Annotated in this window: 16 protein-coding genes and 3 pseudogenes; 10 read left to right on the top strand and 9 right to left on the bottom strand. The window is 50.7% G+C overall.

The features are described 5' to 3' along the window. Positions 1 to 14: 14 nt before the first annotated feature. Positions 15 to 1,466 (bottom strand): ATPase domain-containing protein, encoded by a 1,452-nt coding sequence (locus tag ELY38_RS10270; RefSeq protein WP_127061933.1) that lies wholly within the window; start codon positions 1,464 to 1,466, stop codon positions 15 to 17. Positions 1,467 to 1,840: 374 nt separating this feature from the next. On the opposite strand from ELY38_RS10270, the gene ELY38_RS10265 reads away from it, so the two are divergent. Next, positions 1,841 to 3,574 carry a methyl-accepting chemotaxis protein gene (locus ELY38_RS10265; protein WP_127061931.1) on the top strand — a complete coding sequence of 578 codons (1,734 nt, stop codon included), beginning with the start codon at positions 1,841 to 1,843 and terminating at the stop codon, positions 3,572 to 3,574. Between the two features lie 301 nt (positions 3,575 to 3,875). On the opposite strand, the gene ELY38_RS10260 is transcribed toward ELY38_RS10265, so the two are convergent. The 4 genes and pseudogenes from ELY38_RS10260 to ELY38_RS19075 all read right to left on the bottom strand — a co-directional run bounded on the left by ELY38_RS10260 (position 3,876) and on the right by ELY38_RS19075 (position 7,257). Next, positions 3,876 to 4,475, bottom strand: a complete 600-nt coding sequence (locus tag ELY38_RS10260) for a hypothetical protein (protein ID WP_127061929.1) — start codon at positions 4,473 to 4,475, stop codon at positions 3,876 to 3,878. A 702-nt stretch (positions 4,476 to 5,177) separates the two neighbouring features. Next, a pseudogene (locus ELY38_RS10255) lies at positions 5,178 to 6,614 on the bottom strand (IS1182 family transposase). Between the two features lie 115 nt (positions 6,615 to 6,729). Beyond that, on the bottom strand, positions 6,730 to 7,059 hold the full coding sequence (locus tag ELY38_RS10250; protein ID WP_127061927.1) for a hypothetical protein: 330 nt from the start codon (positions 7,057 to 7,059) through the stop codon (positions 6,730 to 6,732). A gap of 60 nt (positions 7,060 to 7,119) precedes the next feature. After that, on the bottom strand, positions 7,120 to 7,257 hold the full coding sequence (locus ELY38_RS19075; RefSeq protein ID WP_185858960.1) for a hypothetical protein: 138 nt from the start codon (positions 7,255 to 7,257) through the stop codon (positions 7,120 to 7,122). 245 nt (positions 7,258 to 7,502) lie between these two features. On the opposite strand from ELY38_RS19075, the gene ELY38_RS10240 reads away from it, so the two are divergent. Continuing rightward, positions 7,503 to 8,168: an antitoxin Xre/MbcA/ParS toxin-binding domain-containing protein gene (locus ELY38_RS10240; protein ID WP_222845143.1), complete on the top strand. Its 666-nt coding sequence runs from the start codon at positions 7,503 to 7,505 to the stop codon at positions 8,166 to 8,168. Between the two features lie 194 nt (positions 8,169 to 8,362). On the opposite strand, the gene ELY38_RS10235 is transcribed toward ELY38_RS10240, so the two are convergent. Next, positions 8,363 to 8,881 carry an exonuclease domain-containing protein gene (locus ELY38_RS10235; protein WP_127061924.1) on the bottom strand — a complete coding sequence of 173 codons (519 nt, stop codon included), beginning with the start codon at positions 8,879 to 8,881 and terminating at the stop codon, positions 8,363 to 8,365. Between the two features lie 765 nt (positions 8,882 to 9,646). Here ELY38_RS10235 and ELY38_RS19695 point away from each other — a divergent pair. Together ELY38_RS19695 and ELY38_RS19690 are read left to right on the top strand one after the other, a co-directional pair. Continuing rightward, positions 9,647 to 9,796 (top strand): annotated as a pseudogene (locus ELY38_RS19695) (IS3 family transposase); the annotation flags it as partial. 112 nt (positions 9,797 to 9,908) lie between these two features. Beyond that, positions 9,909 to 10,151: pseudogene (locus tag ELY38_RS19690) on the top strand (DDE-type integrase/transposase/recombinase); the annotation flags it as partial. A gap of 308 nt (positions 10,152 to 10,459) precedes the next feature. On the opposite strand, the gene ELY38_RS10220 reads toward ELY38_RS19690, so the two are convergent. Further along, positions 10,460 to 10,741, bottom strand: coding sequence for a helix-turn-helix domain-containing protein (locus ELY38_RS10220; protein ID WP_126982097.1), 282 nt, complete (start codon positions 10,739 to 10,741; stop codon positions 10,460 to 10,462). 85 nt (positions 10,742 to 10,826) lie between these two features. Here ELY38_RS10220 and ELY38_RS10215 point away from each other — a divergent pair, with 85 nt between their 5' ends. Further along, positions 10,827 to 11,282 (top strand): hypothetical protein, encoded by a 456-nt coding sequence (locus ELY38_RS10215; protein ID WP_127061922.1) that lies wholly within the window; start codon positions 10,827 to 10,829, stop codon positions 11,280 to 11,282. Between the two features lie 85 nt (positions 11,283 to 11,367). Beyond that, positions 11,368 to 11,577 (top strand): type II toxin-antitoxin system VapB family antitoxin, encoded by a 210-nt coding sequence (locus ELY38_RS10210; RefSeq protein WP_127061920.1) that lies wholly within the window; start codon positions 11,368 to 11,370, stop codon positions 11,575 to 11,577. Between the two features lie 338 nt (positions 11,578 to 11,915). Here the strand turns inward: ELY38_RS10210 and ELY38_RS10205 are convergent, their stop codons facing one another. Both ELY38_RS10205 and ELY38_RS10200 read right to left on the bottom strand, forming a co-directional pair. Then, positions 11,916 to 12,641 carry a GntR family transcriptional regulator gene (locus tag ELY38_RS10205; RefSeq protein ID WP_246009119.1) on the bottom strand — a complete coding sequence of 242 codons (726 nt, stop codon included), beginning with the start codon at positions 12,639 to 12,641 and terminating at the stop codon, positions 11,916 to 11,918. A gap of 38 nt (positions 12,642 to 12,679) precedes the next feature. After that, positions 12,680 to 14,467: an IlvD/Edd family dehydratase gene (locus ELY38_RS10200; protein ID WP_127061918.1), complete on the bottom strand. Its 1,788-nt coding sequence runs from the start codon at positions 14,465 to 14,467 to the stop codon at positions 12,680 to 12,682. Between ELY38_RS10200 and ELY38_RS10195 the strand changes: the two genes are divergently transcribed. The 4 genes from ELY38_RS10195 to ELY38_RS10180 all read left to right on the top strand — a co-directional run bounded on the left by ELY38_RS10195 (position 14,423) and on the right by ELY38_RS10180 (position 18,956). Beyond that, entirely contained in the window at positions 14,423 to 15,646 is a 1,224-nt protein-coding gene (locus tag ELY38_RS10195; RefSeq protein ID WP_246009118.1) for a tripartite tricarboxylate transporter substrate binding protein, read from the top strand. The two genes, ELY38_RS10200 and ELY38_RS10195, sit on opposite strands and share 45 nt — an antisense overlap. A gap of 51 nt (positions 15,647 to 15,697) precedes the next feature. After that, a complete protein-coding gene (locus ELY38_RS10190) occupies positions 15,698 to 16,201 on the top strand; it encodes a tripartite tricarboxylate transporter TctB family protein (protein WP_127061916.1) in 504 nt (167 codons plus the stop codon). A gap of 101 nt (positions 16,202 to 16,302) precedes the next feature. Next, on the top strand, positions 16,303 to 17,808 hold the full coding sequence (locus tag ELY38_RS10185) for a tripartite tricarboxylate transporter permease (protein ID WP_127061914.1): 1,506 nt from the start codon (positions 16,303 to 16,305) through the stop codon (positions 17,806 to 17,808). A 26-nt stretch (positions 17,809 to 17,834) separates the two neighbouring features. After that, positions 17,835 to 18,956 (top strand): mandelate racemase/muconate lactonizing enzyme family protein, encoded by a 1,122-nt coding sequence (locus ELY38_RS10180; protein ID WP_127061912.1) that lies wholly within the window; start codon positions 17,835 to 17,837, stop codon positions 18,954 to 18,956. Positions 18,957 to 18,969 lie beyond the last annotated feature (13 nt).

Here is an 18,969-nt window from a genome sequence, read left to right as displayed (position 1 = left end):
CGTTCCCGCTCCGGTCAACCAATCTCTTGGGATGGCATGCCCGACATCACACTGTGCAATCCTTCAATCGGGTCGTGTACGAGTAGCCCTCCTTCGCCGATATCGTAGGTGTGCAGGTTAGTGTCGAAGCCGCTTAACCGCTTTTTGAGCACCCCCAGGGCTTTTTTTAACTCCCCGTCGGTTTCCATATAGCGTAGAAAGAGCAGGTTATCGGAAAGGTAACTGAAGCCCTTCTCAGTCGCCTGAAACTCCGGACCAGTGACGGCCTGGGTTTCATTGATCAAGATCACGGTCACGCCCATTCTCGCCAGCGTCTTGGCGAACGTATGCAGGCGTTCTTCAATTTCTTCACCGCCCAGCGTCAGTCCAAAACCAGCAACACTATCGAGAATAACTAGTTCAACGCCTCTGCTAGAGACCTGCTGGAGAACTTCAGAGGTAAATTCGTCTGCCAGATAGCGCATGGGCTCGACCGGCTCAATGGCCACGGCCCCCTCGCGAACCGCCTGGAGCAGCCCCAGCCCTAGGCTCTGAGTGCGGCGAAGGAAAATAGTGGCGTCTTCCTCAAACAGGAACAAGGCGCTGGCCGCTCCTTTGCGCGCAGCGGCGGCCGCAAACTGAGCGGCCAATGTCGACTTACCTACGCCGGCCGGCCCGGTAATCATCGAAATGGTTCCTGCTTCGAATCCCCCATGCAGAATGGCGTCGATCCTCGAAGAACCGCTGCTCCAGAGTTTGGTTTCATCATTGGGGCTTCTGGTCAGAGGAGGAACCAACCTGGGGAAGACTTGTACCCCCGTCGCCCCTAGGCGCATATGGTGCCGGCCATGGATAAACCCCGACCCCCGAAGCTTCGTCACTCGGACGCTGGAGCCAGTCTGGCCAGCTTCGAAATTAAGTACGCCATCGGCCATGAACTGTAGATCATCGTCGGGCATGTTGGGGCTGCTCTCGGACGAGAAAAGTACGGTAGCACCGCGTTGAGTTAGAAAGCGCAGAAAGGACATGACTTGCTTGCGGTACTGGTAGGCGTCCGCAGAAAGATAGCGCAGTTGGGTCAAGGAATCGACAAATACCCGTTTGGGGGCAAGCTCATTTATCGCTTGAACAACGGCGTCCACCAGCGGTTCCTGCTCGACATCCGCCGAGGAAAAAATGTCATAGCCCTGCTGATCAGTGAAGAAGTGCTCATCGGGGGTCAGGCTCAGGAATTTGACTTGAGCGACATTCAGGCCCACTGCCATGGCATTCGCTTCGATCTGTGCTTCGGGCTCCTGAAAACCAATAAACAGCACCGGCTCGTCTTTATTTGCGGCGGTCAGGAAATGCAAGCCGAGCGTCGTTTTACCTGCCCCCGGGCCGCCGCGAACCAGATAGCTCCGGTTTTTGATAAGACCTCCTCCAAGAATGTTATCGACGCCCCGGACGCCGGTCGATAACCGCTGATCAAGACTAGGTTGTGCCATGCCTACTCACTCTTCGTATGAATCTTAAGTACTTTTCTTAGCATTAGTCATACCATGTTTTCCAATTATCCGATACGGCTGAGTATGTCTAGCAGAGGAGCTGAAAAACATGCTCTATGTTACGAGCCAGTAGCGAAGACTGCCTCATAATTCACGCTTTCATCAGATTTTGCGCGAGATACCCCGCACTTTTAGTGCGGGGTATCTCGCGCAAAATCTGATGAAAAGGCCAGGTTTGAACCAGTCTGACCTAGCAACACCATTGAGCCTTGAGGCTAAAGAAATATAAGGAGCAGCCGATAGTGAAAATTCAAGGCAGATTGGCTTCATGCGAGAAGGTCTTGTCTAGACCACTTATATACAGAAGGCCGGACATGAGAAACATCACATTAAAAACTTTGCTAATGACACTTCTGTTGGCCATGGCCAGTATGACAGCCATCATCGGCGCTGTATCTATTCTCGGCGAACAAAAAGCTGAAAGCAATATCAATGAATTAGCTGAGATAAGTGTCGATCAAGCCAACACCGCAAACCGCATAGAGTCAAATCTTCTGGAGATGCGGTTGCGCATGGCGCGTTATGAGGATTTTTCTCGGCGCGGCGACGAGGAGATGGCCGCCACCGCACTCAATCAGGCGCAAGAGAGCCTGGAGCGTAGCCGGGCCAGGTTCGGAGATTTTCGTAATGTCGACATTGATGACTCCCAGCGTCGTTTCCCCTACTTCGAGGCCGTGATTGAGGCCTTCGAAGGGCTGGTCACTCCCGAGCTAATCGAGGCCATCGAAGCTGGTGATGTCGCAGCAATACGACAAGAGAGGCAACGACTCAATACTCTCGGTCCAGGATTCTCGGACAGCGTGCGTGCGTTCGCAGGTTACGCTGAGGAGCGTGCCGACGAAATTCGGGCAGATGCCAATCGCAGCGTACAGAAAACCATAATCCTAACTGCAGTGGTCTTGCTGATAGCGGCTCTGCTGACCTTCGGCGCTTATGTCAGCATACAAAAACTTCTAGTGGCGCCACTCCAGCGCGCTGGCAAAATCTGCGCCCAGATCGCCAAAGGGGATCTCACCAACCATATCAAGGTGAGTGGCCGAAACGAGATCAGCACTCTGAACCAGGCGCTTCAAGAGATGCAAACTCGCCTCATCGATATCATCGGCATGCTGCGTCAAAGCGGCGATCAGGTAGCGTACAGCTCTCGTGAAATAGCGGCTGGTAGTGAGGACCTGGCAAACCGCACCGAAGAGCAGGCCTCGGCGTTGCAGGAAACAGCCACCAGCATGGAGGAGATGAACTCCACGGTGCGCCAGACCAGTGAATCCGCCACCTCGGCCAGTCAGCTCAGCGAGGAGGCGGTCGATAAGGCGAAGGAGTCCCGCGAATCCGTTATCCGCACCTCGCAGCTGATGGAAACCATGGAAGCCAGCTCACGTCGTGTGCAGGATATCATCGGTGCCATTGAGGATATTGCCTTCCAGACCAACATCCTGGCTCTAAATGCATCTGTTGAAGCAGCCCGAGCCGGCGAGCATGGCCGTGGCTTCGCGGTTGTTGCGGACGAAGTACGCAAGCTGGCGGCCAATTCTGCCGAGTCCTCCAAAGAGATACGCATCATCATCAAGGAAATCACCCAGAACATTGCCGCCGGTGCCGAGCAGTCTGTCCAGACACAAGATGAAATGGAAGCCACCATGAAGGCAATCCAACAGGCTTCAGCTATGATGCAGGAGATCCTGAACGCCGTGCAGGAGCAGGAGAGCGGTATTAGCCAGGTGGCGACGGCCGTCAATCAGATGGACAGTGCGACCCAGCAGAACGTCTCCTTGGTGGAGCAGACCAGTACGGCTGCAGCCTCACTGCAAGATGAGTCTGCCCGTCTGGCAGAGCTAGTGGCTACCTTCCAGCTCCGTGAGGATCCCGCATCACCGATGATGCGTCGCCCTCCCTCAGGCAAAGTGAAAGAGAGTCCTGCCGGAGATGGGTATACTCCCCTTAACACAATACCGCAGCCATGCCGCACCCCTGTCAGTACCAGCGCCAATAAGGCGCCGCAGAAGGACGAAAGATCTCAAAACCAGGTTGAGGCGTGGGAGTCCTTCTGAACCTACCAGCACCTATGCTCGGGGGTGCCATTCTGGCGTCCCCGAGCATAAGGTATCTGAAGAGCTTTGCCAGCCATCGAGTAATACCGCTTTTATCTCCGATCGTTACCGCCTGGCTGACCTGATGCTTCGCAAACAAACCTAGGTTTCCTGTACGTAGAAAGGTTTATGAGATTTCTTTACGGAAAACCAGCGAAAAACGCCATCCTGGGCGACAGGGCGGCGCATGCAAAGAAAACGACCGAATTGTATTCCTGAGATAACGGCCAAGAGCGGACTTTAATACGACTCTGATATAAAGTTATTTTTCAGCCGACACACTGTCTTCGGGCGTGATCGGCTGCAACGGTTTGTTGGGCAATGGCTCTTCGCGAGCAGGGGCGGATGAAGCCCCACGGTTCGACGTATTATCTTGAGCAATAGATGACTTCTCAACTGCCGCCCTAAGTTGATCCTGTTCGCTCTGTAACTCGATCAACTGACCACGAAGATTCTCAAGCTGGCTGGCACTGTCCGCCGGTTTCTTCAGGGCGAACACTGAAACAGCGATGGCAGCAATCGAAATACCTATTGGAGCCCATAACCGGAAGTTATCGAGAAACTCACTCCGGGATCGATTTCGAAGGTACTTTGCAAAGCCACCTTTTCTGCTTATATCGATCGCATCGTGTCCCAGCCGGAAATAGTGAATATTGTCCTTTCCGAACCCACAGTCTTCCAATAGGCCTTTGTCCGTTTTCGCTATCCAAACAAACATTCTTTTGACCGAATCATCATCTGTGGGAACGCCATCGCGTCCGCAAATATTTCCCGTATAGAAATATGGGTCATGATGCTTAGTGTATTCGATACACGCTTTGAGTAAGTTGTCGAGATCCTCGGTCGGGAAAGGAGATTTCATGCAATTTTCCTTATAGTCAGCACCTGAAAGCCCAACGCCACTCAGCACGCGCGGTTATGGAATAGAATCGAAGCTGCAACGATAAAATTTTCGCCCTGTTTGGCCTTCTCAGCCCCTCAAACCCCGAAAAAAACGAACCTACTAAGCCACTCAGTACGGCCTTTAAGCAGGTTTAATTAACACTGTGAATCATCACCGCTGGCCTGGTAAAAGTATTTACAACCGTTTTCGAGTATTACTTGTCTTTGTAGTCTAGCCCGTCGTTCTGATAATTCTCTTTGTGCTTTAGGAATATAAACGATTCACTTTTTGCTAAACCAATCGCTTTTTTCAGCTATCTGAAATTCTACAACTAACTCACATTTGAAAATTTTCCTTTCTATTCCTCTCGGGAACAATTTGATAGAGCTAATCAAGTAGCTCTGATTCGCCACCAGCATCTAAAATATTTCGCTGATAGCTATTGGGTTTGAAATGCTTAGGTTGGATGATCGAGCCAGCATGATTCCCGCTTTGGGTCCTGGCCGTGTGAAAACAGGAAATATGCCCTGACCCACGACATCCCCCTCCTTTATCGCAGTGGGGCCCTACTGATCCGCTGTTTCAATAATTGATTCTGAAGAAACCTCCTTGCGTTATGAAGCCAGTATAATGTGCCTACTTGGCTTTTAAGGCTTCTTAAAATGCAGGAAAAAGGGCCCGTTACGCCCTTGCAGCCCTTATTAAACCATCCACACCCAAGATCGTTATGACTCGCTTCAAGTTGTAGGCCAACACATGAAGGCTCATTTCCGTACTCACATTTTCAAGTCGTTTGGTCATGAAATGTGTCGCCCCCATCCAAGCTTTCAACGTGCCAAATGGATGCTCCACCGTTTGGCGCCTTAACCGCATCATTGCAGGGTTCCAATCCAGTCGGGATTGCGCGGCTTCAAGTACATCTTCGTGTTCCCAACGCTTTATCCGCCTCTGCTTTCCCGTCGTGCATTTCTCCCTTATGGAGCAACTTGCACATGACGAACTCTAATAAGCATGCAGCTTTTGTCCTTTCTCTTCAGATTCAAACCGCCAAGTAAGCCGTTGCCCTGCTGGGCAAGAATATTCATTGCGCTCGGGTAGATAACGAAATGCCGACCTGGGGAAAAGCCCCTTTGCCTGACTTGGCGATGTCAGTGGCTTAGGGAGATAAGTCGTAATACCTTCCTTGTGACAGGCCAGGATCTCTTCGCCTTTGAAGTAGCCTCTATCAGCCACAACCTTAAGCTTTTTATTACCGGTGGCTTCCCGAGCGTGCTTAGCCATTTTGAACAGCTGGCCTCGGTCATGGCCGACGTTGGTAATTTCATGAGCGACAATCAGATGGTGCTGGCTATCGACCGCTGTTTGCACGTTGTATCCCACCGTTCCGGTACCTCTGCCACTCGTGGCCATAGCTCTGGCGTCCGGATCCGTTAAGGAGACCTGTTGGTCGGGTGACTGTAAGCGCTTCTCTTCAACCGCTTGTAATCTTGACGTCTTTTCTCTCAGCTTCCTGATTTTATCCTTTAGGTGAGCGGTCTTTGCCTCTGCCAATGCAGGCTCTTCGCGATCAGCCGCGTCAAGTTGGCCCAAGTACCGCTCAAAGCTTTCTTCAATTTGCTCAAGGCGACGCTTCATCTTGGTCGCCGTGAAATTACGATTACGGTTATTGACGGCTTTAAACTTGCTGCCATCGATCGCCACAATAGCTTTTGAGAACAGGTTTAAGCGTCGACAAAGCACGATGAACTCTCGACAGACACGGCGAATGGCCTCGCCATTATTCTTTCGGAAATCGGCAATCGTCTTGAAATCGGGTGTTAAACGCTCAGTCAGCCACATTAGCTCGACATTACGCTGGGTCTCGCGCTCTAACCGGCGGCTTGACTGAATACGATTGAGATAACCATAGATGTAGAGCTTCAGAAGAACAGCCGGATGATAAGCCGGTCTCCCGGTAGCGTGCGGATCAACACCTTTGAAGCCCATATCTTTAAGGTCAAGCCCCTCAACAAATGCCTCAATGGCACGAACGGGGTTATCTTCGGCGATGAAGTCGTCCAAAAGCGTAGGAAAGAGCGTGCTTTGATCTCGGGCCTCGCCTCCCACGAATCGCTTCATCACCATTTCCTCTGGGGACCTTGGCAAAGTATAGCGGCCACTTCGTTTTCACACAGCCTCGGTCGTGAGCTGCCCTAAGAAACCTACTCCACGCCTTTGGTCATGAAGCGAGTACCTATCGCGCATTGCCATTTTTATCACGAAAATAATCGTCTCTGGCCACTAGCCCCAAGCGGTCGTTAGCATTCAATGCATCAGCACAACCATCCTCACTGAATAAGTTTTGCACTCGCCTCTCTTGTTTGAAGTAAGCCAACGTGCCGAAAAAGCAGCTTCCGCACAGGTGCACTTCATAGCGTTCGCCATCGTGTTGAGCGCCGTACCCCCAGTTCGCTTGAAGTGTAGCGAACTCAAGCCCTTCACCTGCTACGCAGGTTGAAGTTAAGCATACATCGCATATCACATCCGTGACCGTATCGACTTTCACTTTTTTAGTAATCTTCATCCTTATATCCCTCACCAGACAATTGTTTTCGCACGCTTAGATGGTATGAGCAATGTGCTTCTAGGTAGGCTTTGCTTGGTCATTATCTCTATGGGTGTCCGGAGTAGGTTCTTCCAGCAGCATGGTATCCCAGTCGTCAGCACCGGCTGGTTCAAGTGGCAACTCATATTTGCCGCCAGAGACCATGAGCCGCTGCATAGGGTTGACGCTTGCTTTACATCATCAGGGGGGTGGATTTTGCCGTCTATGTGTCTCCCGCAATGCGTGCGAACTCATGTACCTAATTTATCATTAGAATCATCAACCTTAATCCACTCCCAGCACTTTGACCACTGCGTCGATCGGTTCGACATAAAAACTGGTCTGGAACTTGGTGAAGAGCTCACCAGGGATGGTAGGTACATCATGGCGTGAACCTAAAAAGGTTACCGCGTGTGCCAATGATGTCGAAGGCAACCTACCGGCACTCTACAAGGCTTCGAATGGGTTTTAGGCTTACTGCCCAAGCGCATATCGCTCAGCAACGCTATTATGATGCGTTCTTAAAAGGTTATCCTGCCAGTAACTCATTCACCGCTTGCTCGCCAATAGCCAACCCAAACGCCATTGTTGCTGCTCTATCTCAGCCCATACCAAGCTGGGTCTGCTATCTTTTCTGTTATCACATTAATAAGGAAATTCCCATGGTATCGGCAACCGACTGTAGACGTGATCTTGAGAAAAAAGCAGCTGCGCTTCTCGGTGCGAGTGACAACATCAGCTTAGATTTACTGATCCGTCGGGGTATCCCTCTGTCTGCTATCGACAGAGTCGATGCCTATGGCGTGAATGCTGTAGAGCTTAGCATCATCAGTAAAAAGGCTCTCAAACATAGATTGAATCAGGGAAAACCCCTCAACCCCTGCGAGGGTGACAAACTTTATCGGGCTATTCTGGCGACACTCTTTGCGACATCAATTTTTGGTAACAAACAAAAAACAGATACTTGGCTACATAAGCCGCGAAAAGCGTTCGGCGGGCAAAATGCTTTGCAGGCTAGTGCCACCACGCCAGGTTACAACTGCGTGGTGACGCTACTTGAGCGACTTCGTCATGGATTTGCTGCTTGAATACAGGTTTACAAAAAATCGCTATGTCATCAGAGAAATATTAACAGTACATGGCGGTCCCTTAGCAAATTGGGCTTTTATTTCGCATTTGCTTTTATTCAATCGCCCACATTAACGATGTGGTGAGTGACATAGCGGCTAGCTCAAAACTGCATCAACGAGGCTGGGGTTGAACACAAGCCACCGCTCTTATATTAGCGAGGGTCTTCTTTTGGGTAGCTAGCGAGGACGGCGTTAGCGTAACGCTCAGCATCAGCCTGCGCCCGATGCGGTATCGGTTGGCTTTTTAGAGCGTGTTGGAGCGACAACATGTGCTGCTTGCTGAGCAATTTGTGCACTTGATGGAAATCAGCCAATTCGAACGAAGGCGCGACGCTTGCCGCCTCGTAGAGCCTATTTAGCCAGAATTGATCTGAATCCAGCCCATCACAAAAGACGACTTCACACCCAAGCATATCGTTGAGCCGCTCGGCCGCTTCATCGACGGGTAAACCCTTTTCGAATAGCTCCTTTCGCTTGATACCGTGTATTGACTCTGCAGTTGGACTCCAATGCGTCCAATCTTCAAGGGGACAAATGAGAAACCCATCGCTATTACCTAGCGTATCAGCCCAGCCAACTTCTATTGGATAGCTATCAGGCTGATCAAGCCCAGACGCCTCAATATCAATGAAAGTTATCAGAGGAAAATCACTTGTGGCTAAAATATCCACTGGGTTGCTACACTCCGCTTTCTGTTACGGGATGTTTTTCGGACGTTCTTAGCGACACAATCACAGCAACCTCTCCCTGTGCGATAAGGCACTTAGCGCTTTAACCTGCTCTGAAAAGCATATTCAATCAAGCACTTCGTGCAAATAATTATTAAAATAATATTTAGCTCAAAATACTCATTAATTCACTGTCTGAGTCAGACTGCAGGCTTTATCGAAGCCCAAGCCTAAAATTAACCTACACCAGTGAATAGGAAGATTTAAGCTTCTTTATTCATAATAAATCAATTTATCTAATCTTGGCTGTATTGCTATTACCTAAACACATTACATCAGTTATTTTTTTCATTTTTTCGACACCGAAGAACATACTCCGCTGCAATTAGCGTCCCGAACATAATGATCAAAATGGGTGAGACGCCAATTAAAAACCGTGACAATTCGCTCATACTCACCCACCTCTCCGAGATAATTATATAAAATTAATTAGCATACAACATCCTACTGACTATAAAAATTATAACAATCATCTAAACTCACTAAGATCCGCTCAAAAAACTACTAATAAAGCCCAAATATTCACCAGCAAAGAATACCACTTGGAAAAAAGTTTGAGGGCTCATACTTTGGTCACTGTGAATCGCCCCATCGACGTATTACCACCACGAGGCACTTGAGGCTGATCCTAAACCGCGAGCAGACTGATATCGGCAGGATACGTTTGTTACGGCTGCAATTCATCGGGTATAGGAGGAGAACTTCTGCGTCTACGGCGCGCGTAAGGTCTGGCGGCAACTCCGCCATGAAGGCGTTAATGTTGCTCATTCCAATGTAGAACAGTTCATGCGCCGCCTGGAAGTTCGCGGCGTGGTGCAAGGTCAACGCCCTTTCACGACCTTCATTGATCCAGCCTAGGAACGAGCACCTGATTTATTGAAGCGTGACTTTTACGTCCATGCGTGCTAAGCAGTTTCGGATGGCCGATTTTACCTATGTCGCTACCTGATCTTGTCTTGTCTACGTACCGTTCCTTATCGATATTTATGCACACTGTATCGTGGGTTGGCGTGTAGCAACGTCGATGAAAACAGCACTGTTACTGGATGCTCTGGAGCAAGCTCTATGGGCACGAAAGCACAGACAAGGATTGATCCACAATAGTGACCGGGGAAGCCAATATCTCTCGATCCGATACACAGAACGTATGGCTGACGTCGGGGTATCAATGCCTCAGTCGGCACCACTGGCGACTCCTACGACAACACGTTAACAGAGACATAATCGCCTTGTTCAAAACGGAGGAGATTACCATCAAGGTTCATAGAGAGGGCTGGATGCTGTTGGGTATGCCAGTCCGGAATAGGTTGACTGATTCAACAATCGCCGACTACTGAAACCCATTAGAAACGTTCAACCAGCAGAACGAGAAAGGACGAATAATCGTCCACTGAAGGAGTCGGGTGAAATAAACCGATCTCAGGAATAACCGGGGCGGTTCATGGATTTTGGAAGTAGCAAACCAGCCAATCGACCTTTTAGTCTGCCATTGGATTCCCATCGTTCACCCAACCTCCCCCACTAACGATTTTGCATGCTCGCCAGCTCTTGAGTAATCCTCTCGAAAATTTCCTCAATATCTAAATTATCTTTGAGCGAATAGCACTCTGTTAGCAAGGTTAAAGGGTGGATACCCATTGTCGTAGCTAGCTCTTGGATCTTTTCGAGCGTCGGATTTTTAAGCCCTCGCTCCAACTCGCTTAGATACGTTCTGCTACTCACGCTTGAAAATGCTTCCTGAGATAATTTTTTTTCTCTTCTCTGATGCCTGAGAGCTTTCGCGAATGCCATATGCAGCTCCATGACGCCTCCTTAAGTCAAAGGCGCATGACACAGGATTGCATGCTATAGCACTACAAACTATAGTGTTCATTTTTGAGGTTAAACTATGTTCATGACTCATAGTAAGGCTGAGCAGCTTTTTGGGCGTCCATTCAGTCAGGAGCAGTTTTGGAGCCATGTCGAACTTTCTACAGATGATCTTTGGTACTACGTATGTACCGCCCATACGCGTGCTGAAGGCCCAGGTCGGCGATATTTTCTGCTTACAAAAATTGCAGATCTTATGGCACTTATGGAAGAAGACAACGATTTTTTCTGGATTGAGCACGTAATGGTGATGACGCCACCCCACATTAACGGCACTGATTGCTGGAATATGCATCGATTAAATGAACTGATTGCTATCGCCGATAGCAAAAATCTTACATCTGTGAAATATATGTACCTCTTGGATGACAGTTTGCTTTATGAAACAGGGGCTATTTCAGAGTCTAACGATCAAACAGAGCCGCAAATTCTATTTTCTGAAGAACGTGACACTTATCAAGTTAGTAAAAATTAGTAACTAGGCTTGATATATGGATAATGAGGTGGCTCAGCAGAGGCACGTATCGAACAAGTTATAACTATTTTTTTATATATTGAAGATGAAAATTACTATCACTATTGATGATGTCTTGTATGCCGAAGCGTTAAGAATTGCTGAGCTAGATGAACCCTCAAAACTATTTGAGGAAGCATTAAAGACCTATCTGCGAGTACAGGCAGCTCGGCGTCTCGCTGTCATGGGCGGCACGGCTCCTGACATGCCAGACATATCCCGCTGTCGGGATGCCTCAAGAAAGGATAAGCCTTGAATTACCTTAGGTTTAGTAGAGACCTAGGACGGTTTACTTTGCCAATAGTTTGAGGGCTCAAACTCTAGCAGTCGGTTTTTGCTCAGCATACATCGATAACAGGAAACTGCTTTAACAAATGTTTTATATTTGCAACGCAAATATTCACACGAGCTATAGCAAGACCAATATAGCTGGCAGCGAGAAGCTAAAAATCAGAAATGGAGTGAAGCCAGCCGTATCGAATCTTGCGACGCCACCCAGATGCTACCAGTTTAAGCGCCTTTCCTTAATTCTAACCGCACTCACAACCTGTCTAGTGACCCAAAAGGTTATAGGGCTTGCTAAATATGTAGCTATTATTCCTTAGTTCCAGCATAAAGTTCCAAGTAACGGTTTTTGGAAGGTAGCAAATGCTGACGACATAGGTCAGTCAGGCGTTCGCGGTCTTCGTCGCGAATGGCTTCAATCATCAACTGGTGTTCATTCCTGGCTTGAGCTAGAGCATCGCGATCCGTAATCGCGATGAAGCGGATACCATGCGCCTTCTGAGCGAGGTCATTAATAGTAGCGTACAGATACTCATTTCCGCAGGCCCTAAATAAGGTGCGGTGAAAAGCAATATTCATATGAAATACTTGCCTCAGGTCATGAGCGTTCACGGCTTCGCTGTGACGCTGATGAACTTCTTCAAGCTCAGTAAGCCATTCCTGTGGAGCCGGCAGCGTTAGCCTGCTCACTGCCGCTAATTCGAGAATCTCACGCATAGCGTAAATATCCTCGACCTCTTCCGGCGGATAGCTCCTGACGAAAGCACCTCTGTTTTTGATGCGCTCAGTTAAACCGATGCTATCAAGTTGGAAGAGAGCCTGGCGAACAACGTGTCGCTTGCAATCGAAGCGCTCCATCATGGTCTCTTCGACCAGCCGCTCACGCGGGTGCAGACGACCGAGAACGATGTCCTCTTCTATAGCGGCCACAATGTCATCGACACCGTATGTGGAACTAGAGGTTAGAGTCTCGGTGCCGCTCGTAGAGAGCGGCTGGGCGGTTCGGTTCATGATCGCTTTCTCAGCAGCATTCATTGCAGCGCATAGGGATAATAAGTGTATCAAACTCGCTTTCAAGCTTCATGCTGTCTCGGTATCCGGCATGTAGGCTCAGGTCGACAGGCGCGAAAATCGCAGCCCTCCTCTGCTTGAAGAATTTGCTCCATAAACAGGCGCCGATAACCCAATAGCGGTTCCGCGTCCTCCTCTCCCTTAAAGGCTTGCCGCCGAGCATCTAGCTCAGCCTCGTCCACTTCTAGGTTCAACTGATTATTAGCAACATCCAGCGATATGAAATCACCATCGCGGACCAGCCCAAGCGGGCCGCCCTCAGCGGATTCAGGAGAGACGTGAAGCACGATAGTGCCTGCCGCGGTGCCACTCATGCGTCCATCGGATATGCGAACCATATCTTTGATACCTTGAGCGGCGAGCTTTTTGGGAATAGGGATGTATCCAGCTTCGGGCATACCCGGTGCGCCCTTAGGTCCAATATTCTGCAGTACTAGCACGTCGTCAGCTTGTACATCCAGATCCGGATCATCGATACGGTTAGCCAAGTCCTCTAGCCCCGTGAACACCACAGCGCGACCTCGGTGTGTCATAAGTTCGGAAGAAGCGGCCGACTGCTTGATAATGGCGCCGGACGGTGCCAAGTTGCCACGCAATACGGCTATGCCACCCTGAGCATAGACCGGGCTGTTCATTGAACGCACGACCTTTTGGTCGATGAGATGGACGGCGGCATCGATGTTTTCACCCAGGGTATGACCATTGATGGTCATGGCGTTCAAGTGTAACAAGGGTTTTAACTCACGTAGCAAGGTGGGCAGGCCGCCTGCCCGATGCAAATCTTCCATGTACCCTTCTCCTGATGGCTTGAGATCCATCAGTACAGGGGTTTCCTGGCTCATTCGGTCAAATGCCTCAAGATCAATGTCGATGCCCAAGCGCCCTGCGATAGCGGTCAGATGAATCAAGGCATTAGTGGAGCCGCCTAAGGAGAGCAGTACGCGCAGGGCATTTTCGAAAGCTTCAGGAGTAAGAATTTGATCTGGCGTAACGCCAGAGTGGGCAAGTGCAACGGCCTGCGCGCCTGACTGTTCGGCGATGCGTTGCCGATCAGCATAGACAGCCGGCGCGGTAGCGCTATTGGGTAGCATTATGCCCAGTGTTTCGGCGAGACAGGCCATGGTGCTGGCGGTGCCCATTACCGAACAAGTGCCCACAGTGGGAACCAGCTTGTCGTTAACTTCGTTAATTTCCGCTTCGTCGATGTCCTTACCGCGGTAGGAAGCCCAGTAACGTCGGCAGTCGGTGCATGCACCAACGCGCGTACCGCGATGTGAGCCAGCGAGCATGGGGCCGGTGACGACTTGAACTGTCGGAACACCGGCACTTGCGGCAGCCATTAACTGTGCGGGGACAGTCTTATCACAACCGCCGATCAGTACCACGGCATCCATCGGCTGGGCACGAATCATCTCCTCCGTATCCAATGCCATCAGGTTACGCAGGTACATGCTGGTGGGGTTAGCAAAAGATTCATGAAGAGTAATGGTGGGAAAGTCTACCGGTAAGCCGCCAGCGAGCATGACGCCACGCTTAACGCTTTCAACCAATCCAGGCACATTGCCATGACAGGCATTGTAGCCACTGTAAGTATTGGCGATCCCAATGACCGGACGCGAGAGCGCATCATCCGTATAACCCATGCCCTTGATGAAGGCCTTGCGCAGAAAAAGCGAAAATTTCGCATCGCCATAGTTGGTTAGTCGATTGGACATGCCCAAGGTGGGGGCTTCAGATGTCGATTCATGACGACCATTGCCGTTGCTATTGTTTTTAAAGTTCTGGCTCATTGCGGTTTCCTCTATTTTGTTCGCGGCTTCTCGGTGGGGTCCGTAAACACGTCCTTGATCATCAGGCTAGGCGGTATAAATGTAGCTGGCAAGATTATTAATAATATTATTGACAATATTATTGATGTGCAACTACGTTGGATATTGCAAGCACGCCTTGCGCAACCATGTGCATCACAACGACAAACAGCACTTGAGGAAATAACAATGCAAATCCGTAGCATTTACACAGCGTCCCTACTATCCGCCCTGATGCTTTCAGGAGCCGCTCAGGCGGAGTATTCAGCAGCCGATGAAATCAAGGTGCTTCAAGGATTCAAGGCAGGTGGAGGTAGCGATACCTTGGCTCAATTGACTCAACCCTTCTTGCGGGAGTTGCTGGGCGTAGAATTCATTAATGAATATATTCCCGGCGCTACAGGTGCGATTGCCTGGACCCGGCTAACCCAACAATCACCTAATGATGGTAGCGTCGTCAGCATTACTAATACTCCTATGTTGATGACCAACTACATCATGAATGACGCCATTAACTATTCGATAGATGAACTGACGCCGATCGCTAACGTAGTCACTGATCCGGGCATCATCGTTGTGCCGGAAGACAGTCCCTATCAAACAGTGGAAGATTTGCTGGCTGCTGCAGAGGAACGCCCCGGCCAGATTACGGTGGCAAACTCAGGGGTCGGTGGAGATGACTTTTTCTCAACCATCATGATTGAGAAAGCGACTGGTCTATCCTTTCAAAAAGTGCCTTTCCAAGGAGATGGTCCCTCCGCTACAGCCGCCCTGGGTAGTAAGGTCGATGCCAGTTTCAATAACCTCGGCAATGTCTTTGGTCATATCCAATCAGGTAGCTTGCGCCCGCTAGCAGTATTTACCCGTGAACGTCTGGATATTCTGCCTGATGTTCCCACCATGCTGGAAAAAGATATCGATGTGGTGGCTGGCTCTTCACGCGGCTATAGCGCACCAGCAGATATTCCCGATGAAGCTCGCGATGAGCTGATTGCTGCCTTTGAAGCCCTCAAAGAAAATGACGAGTTTCAGAAGACAGCTGAAGAACGCGCCATGGTTCTCGACATTCAGACAGGTGACGACTACGGCCAAATGATGCAGGAAATGGAAGGCCAATTCGAAGAAATCTGGGCAGATGTCAAGGATGAAGTCAACGAGTAGTAAGGCGCTGCATCCGCAGAGGAATATGGCGGATCGACAAGGGGGTGTGAGATGAACATAAGTCGTCTGGTCTTGGGATTTTTTGCCATTGGCATAGCAGCGACCTTTTATATCACTGCGATGGGCTATCCCGCTAAGGCGGCGAACATGCCCCTTATCTATTCGGCTGTCGTAGCCTTATTAGGAGCGGCGATGGTAGGCCAGGAGGTATTTAGTATCCAGCGGCGTCGCCAGCTGTCAGCCGCTGGAGCAGCAAGCTCCACCAATGATGCCGCCCCAGAGGAAGAAACCATCAGTGGTCAGGCTAGGAATCGTAAGCCATGGAAGGCCATGCTGGCTTTCCTAATGGCCGCGGTCTACCTCTACAGTATTTCGATACTGGGCTACTTAATCGCCACTGTTGGTTTCATGGTAGTGGCGTTAGCGATGATCGGGCATGTCTCGTGGCGCTTTGCCGCCATAGGCATCGTGCTGCTGGTAGCGGTGGTATGTGCGGTTTTCATCGGCTTTCTGGGCCTGCCTGTCCCCCTACTGCCGCCCCAGTTTTCCTCATAACGACAATAAGCGCATCTCGTATTCCCGGCTCGCATTGCTTAGCAAGACATTGCAGCGATCTGGGGATGGGTGCCTGACGCAGGCTTCTGGAGTCTAGTCATATGGATAATCTTGTTCTGGTGGGCCTGACCAACGTCATGTCGTTCACCAACATTGCCCTGATCCTGGGCGGTACCCTGCTGGGGCTGTTTGTGGGTGCCATGCCAGGGCTCTCAGCGACCATGGCGCTGGCGCTGCTATTACCCCTCACCTTTGGCATGGACCCCGCGTCGGGTCTTAGCATGTTGGCCTCACTCTATGTGGGGGCCTCCTACGGTGGCTCAATCGCCGCCATTTTGTTGAAGACGCCCGGCACCCCCTCGGCCGCAGCGACAGTTCTCGATGGATTCCCGCTATCGCAACAGGGCCAGGCCGGGAGAGCGTTAGGTGTATCGCTCTTCGCTTCTTTTATCGGTGGCCTGCTGAGCGGCATCGCATTGCTCACTGCAGCACCGTTGCTTGGTGTATTGGTGCTCAAGTTTGGCCCTATCGAGCTGTTTGCGATCGCCGTATTGGGCATCACCATCATTGGATCTTTATCACAAGGTTCGGTAATCAGTGGTCTGCTCTCGGGCACCTTGGGTCTACTGTTGAGCACGGTAGGCATGGATCTGATCACCGGCACGCCACGGATGACTTTCGATGTCATTAACTTGTTCTCGGGTATCGAGTTTACCGTAGCGCTTATCGGTCTGTTCTCGATCCCACAGGCGTTGATATTGATCGAGAATGCCCATGGTGCCCAGAAGGTGGCAAGCAAAATCACCGATAGGTTGATTCCGCCTCTCACTGAGATTCGCCGCTTGTTACCCAATATCTTCCGTTCCAGTGGCATCGGCATCATCACCGGCCTAATTCCGGGTACCGGCGGTGATACAGCCAGTTGGTTCGCTTACAACGAAGCCAAACGCTTTGCCAAAGATAAGAGCCGCTTTGGCAAGGGGGACATTGCTGGGGTGGCAGCACCTGAAGCGGCTAATAATGCGGTGGTGGGCGGTGCATTGATTCCCACTATTGCTCTGGGTATCCCTGGCAGTTCCTCTACCGCCATCCTGCTTGGCGCGCTAATGGTACAGGGCATTCTGCCCGGACCTAACCTGCTTACGGACTATGGGGATGTTACCTATACCCTGATTTGGGCAGTGATTTTTGCCAATATTGGACTACTGCTAGTGGGGCTGCTGTTTACTCGCCTCTGCGTAAGTGTGACACGTGTACCAGACAGCTTTGTGGCTTGCTCGATCATTACGCTGTGCGTGATTGGCGCCTTTGCTATCAACAACAGCTTGTTTGAGGTTGGGTTGATGTTGGGCTTCGGTCTGTTTGGCTATTGGATGAATAAAGCAGGTGTGTCACCGGCACCGATGGTAATCGGTTTGATTCTCGGCCCAGTCATGGAGACCAGCTATCAGCAATCGATGCTAATCGGGCAAGGCAACTTGAGCATCTTTTTGACCAGCCCTATCGCTGTCGTGCTTCTATGCATTGCCGCCCTCTCAGTACTCCAAGCGACACCCTTCTTCCGCTGGGTGCGGGCTGCAATGCGCCCACGTACTCAGACAGAATAATCCTACTCTTAATTCGAGGCTTCATCATGACAACGATAACCGAAGTGCGTGCTCGAACGGTCAATGTACCGCTGGATAATCCCACTAGCTTTTCCAATCGTCAGGTACTCAAGCGCGATTACGTGCTCGTCGAAGTAGTGGGCGATGATGGCCATATAGGTATTGGATTTTGCTACGGCGGCAATAATGCTGGCTCGCTTGTGGCCAATGCGGTAAGGGAATTGCTGTCGCCAGTGCTGTTGGGGGCTGACGCTCATGCAACTGAAGCACTGTGGCAGGCAATGTACCAGGAATCGCTGCTGCATGGTCGCAGCGGTTCGGTAATGCGCGCCATCAGTATTTTGGATACCGCGCTGTGGGATCGTAACGCACGTGCCGCAAAGCTTCCGCTCTATAAATATTTGGGCGCTAGTGACTCACACAGCGTGCCGGCTTACGCCAGTGGCGGCTACTACCTGGACGGCAAGACTCCTGCGATGCTTGGTGAAGAAATGGCCAGCTACGTAGCAAAGGGCTTCACCGCAGTGAAGATGAAAGTGGGCCGAGAAGATTTGGCCGGAGAGGAGGCACGACTAGCGGCAGTGCGCGAAGCGGTGGGCCCACATGTTCAAGTAATGCTTGATGCCAACAATGCCTGGCGGGACCTGCCGTCGGCGCTAGCTTTTATGCGCATGGCAGAACCTTATAATCCGTTCTGGATTGAGGAGCCTTTCAGTCCTGATGACATCGACAATCATCGCCGATTGGCGGAGCGCACCCCAGTTCCGGTGGCCACCGGCGAAATTGAAGCAGGTCGCTGGCGCTTTAAGGAACTGTTAGAGAAGGAAGCCGCCATGATTTTGCAGACCGATGCAGCCGTTTGTGGAGGCATCACCGAGTTTCGGCGCATCGCCGCAACGGCTGCCAGCTATGGGGTGGATATTTATCCGCACTGGTTCCACGACTTGCATATCCACTTGGTGGCATCAGCGCCAAACGTGAAGATGGTCGAGTTCTTTGCCGACGATCAGGTGCTTAACTTCAGGAAGCTTGTGGATACACAGTTGGAGTTTGCCGACGGACAACTATTGCTACCTACCGCTCCCGGCCTTGGGTTCGGATTTGATCAGGCTGCTCTTGAGCGCTACGCCATTGAGCCCTGGCACTAATGACCTTACAACA

The sequence above is a fragment of the Vreelandella nanhaiensis genome (assembly GCF_003990185.1).
In the GTDB taxonomy this organism is placed as follows: Bacteria; Pseudomonadota; Gammaproteobacteria; order Pseudomonadales; family Halomonadaceae; genus Vreelandella; species Vreelandella nanhaiensis.
Note: the sequence above shows the minus strand (reverse complement) of the source record. Positions and strands in the feature narration are given on the sequence as shown.

What these genes read in the sequence shown, in the direction of transcription:
- ELY38_RS10270 (WP_127061933.1), bottom strand. Translation starts at nt 1,466, where the DNA reads ATGGCACAACCTAGTCTTGATCAGCGGTTATCGACCGGCGTCCGGGGC.
- ELY38_RS10265 (WP_127061931.1), top strand. Translation starts at nt 1,841, where the DNA reads ATGAGAAACATCACATTAAAAACTTTGCTAATGACACTTCTGTTGGCC.
- ELY38_RS10260 (WP_127061929.1), bottom strand. Translation starts at nt 4,475, where the DNA reads ATGAAATCTCCTTTCCCGACCGAGGATCTCGACAACTTACTCAAAGCG.
- ELY38_RS10250 (WP_127061927.1), bottom strand. Translation starts at nt 7,059, where the DNA reads ATGAAGATTACTAAAAAAGTGAAAGTCGATACGGTCACGGATGTGATA.
- ELY38_RS19075 (WP_185858960.1), bottom strand. Translation starts at nt 7,257, where the DNA reads ATGCAGCGGCTCATGGTCTCTGGCGGCAAATATGAGTTGCCACTTGAA.
- ELY38_RS10240 (WP_222845143.1), top strand. Translation starts at nt 7,503, where the DNA reads ATGTCGAAGGCAACCTACCGGCACTCTACAAGGCTTCGAATGGGTTTT.
- ELY38_RS10220 (WP_126982097.1), bottom strand. Translation starts at nt 10,741, where the DNA reads ATGGAGCTGCATATGGCATTCGCGAAAGCTCTCAGGCATCAGAGAAGA.
- ELY38_RS10215 (WP_127061922.1), top strand. Translation starts at nt 10,827, where the DNA reads ATGTTCATGACTCATAGTAAGGCTGAGCAGCTTTTTGGGCGTCCATTC.
- ELY38_RS10210 (WP_127061920.1), top strand. Translation starts at nt 11,368, where the DNA reads ATGAAAATTACTATCACTATTGATGATGTCTTGTATGCCGAAGCGTTA.
- ELY38_RS10205 (WP_246009119.1), bottom strand. Translation starts at nt 12,641, where the DNA reads ATGAATGCTGCTGAGAAAGCGATCATGAACCGAACCGCCCAGCCGCTC.
- ELY38_RS10195 (WP_246009118.1), top strand. Translation starts at nt 14,423, where the DNA reads ATGACGACCATTGCCGTTGCTATTGTTTTTAAAGTTCTGGCTCATTGC.
- ELY38_RS10200 (WP_127061918.1), bottom strand. Translation starts at nt 14,467, where the DNA reads ATGAGCCAGAACTTTAAAAACAATAGCAACGGCAATGGTCGTCATGAA.
- ELY38_RS10190 (WP_127061916.1), top strand. Translation starts at nt 15,698, where the DNA reads ATGAACATAAGTCGTCTGGTCTTGGGATTTTTTGCCATTGGCATAGCA.
- ELY38_RS10185 (WP_127061914.1), top strand. Translation starts at nt 16,303, where the DNA reads ATGGATAATCTTGTTCTGGTGGGCCTGACCAACGTCATGTCGTTCACC.
- ELY38_RS10180 (WP_127061912.1), top strand. Translation starts at nt 17,835, where the DNA reads ATGACAACGATAACCGAAGTGCGTGCTCGAACGGTCAATGTACCGCTG.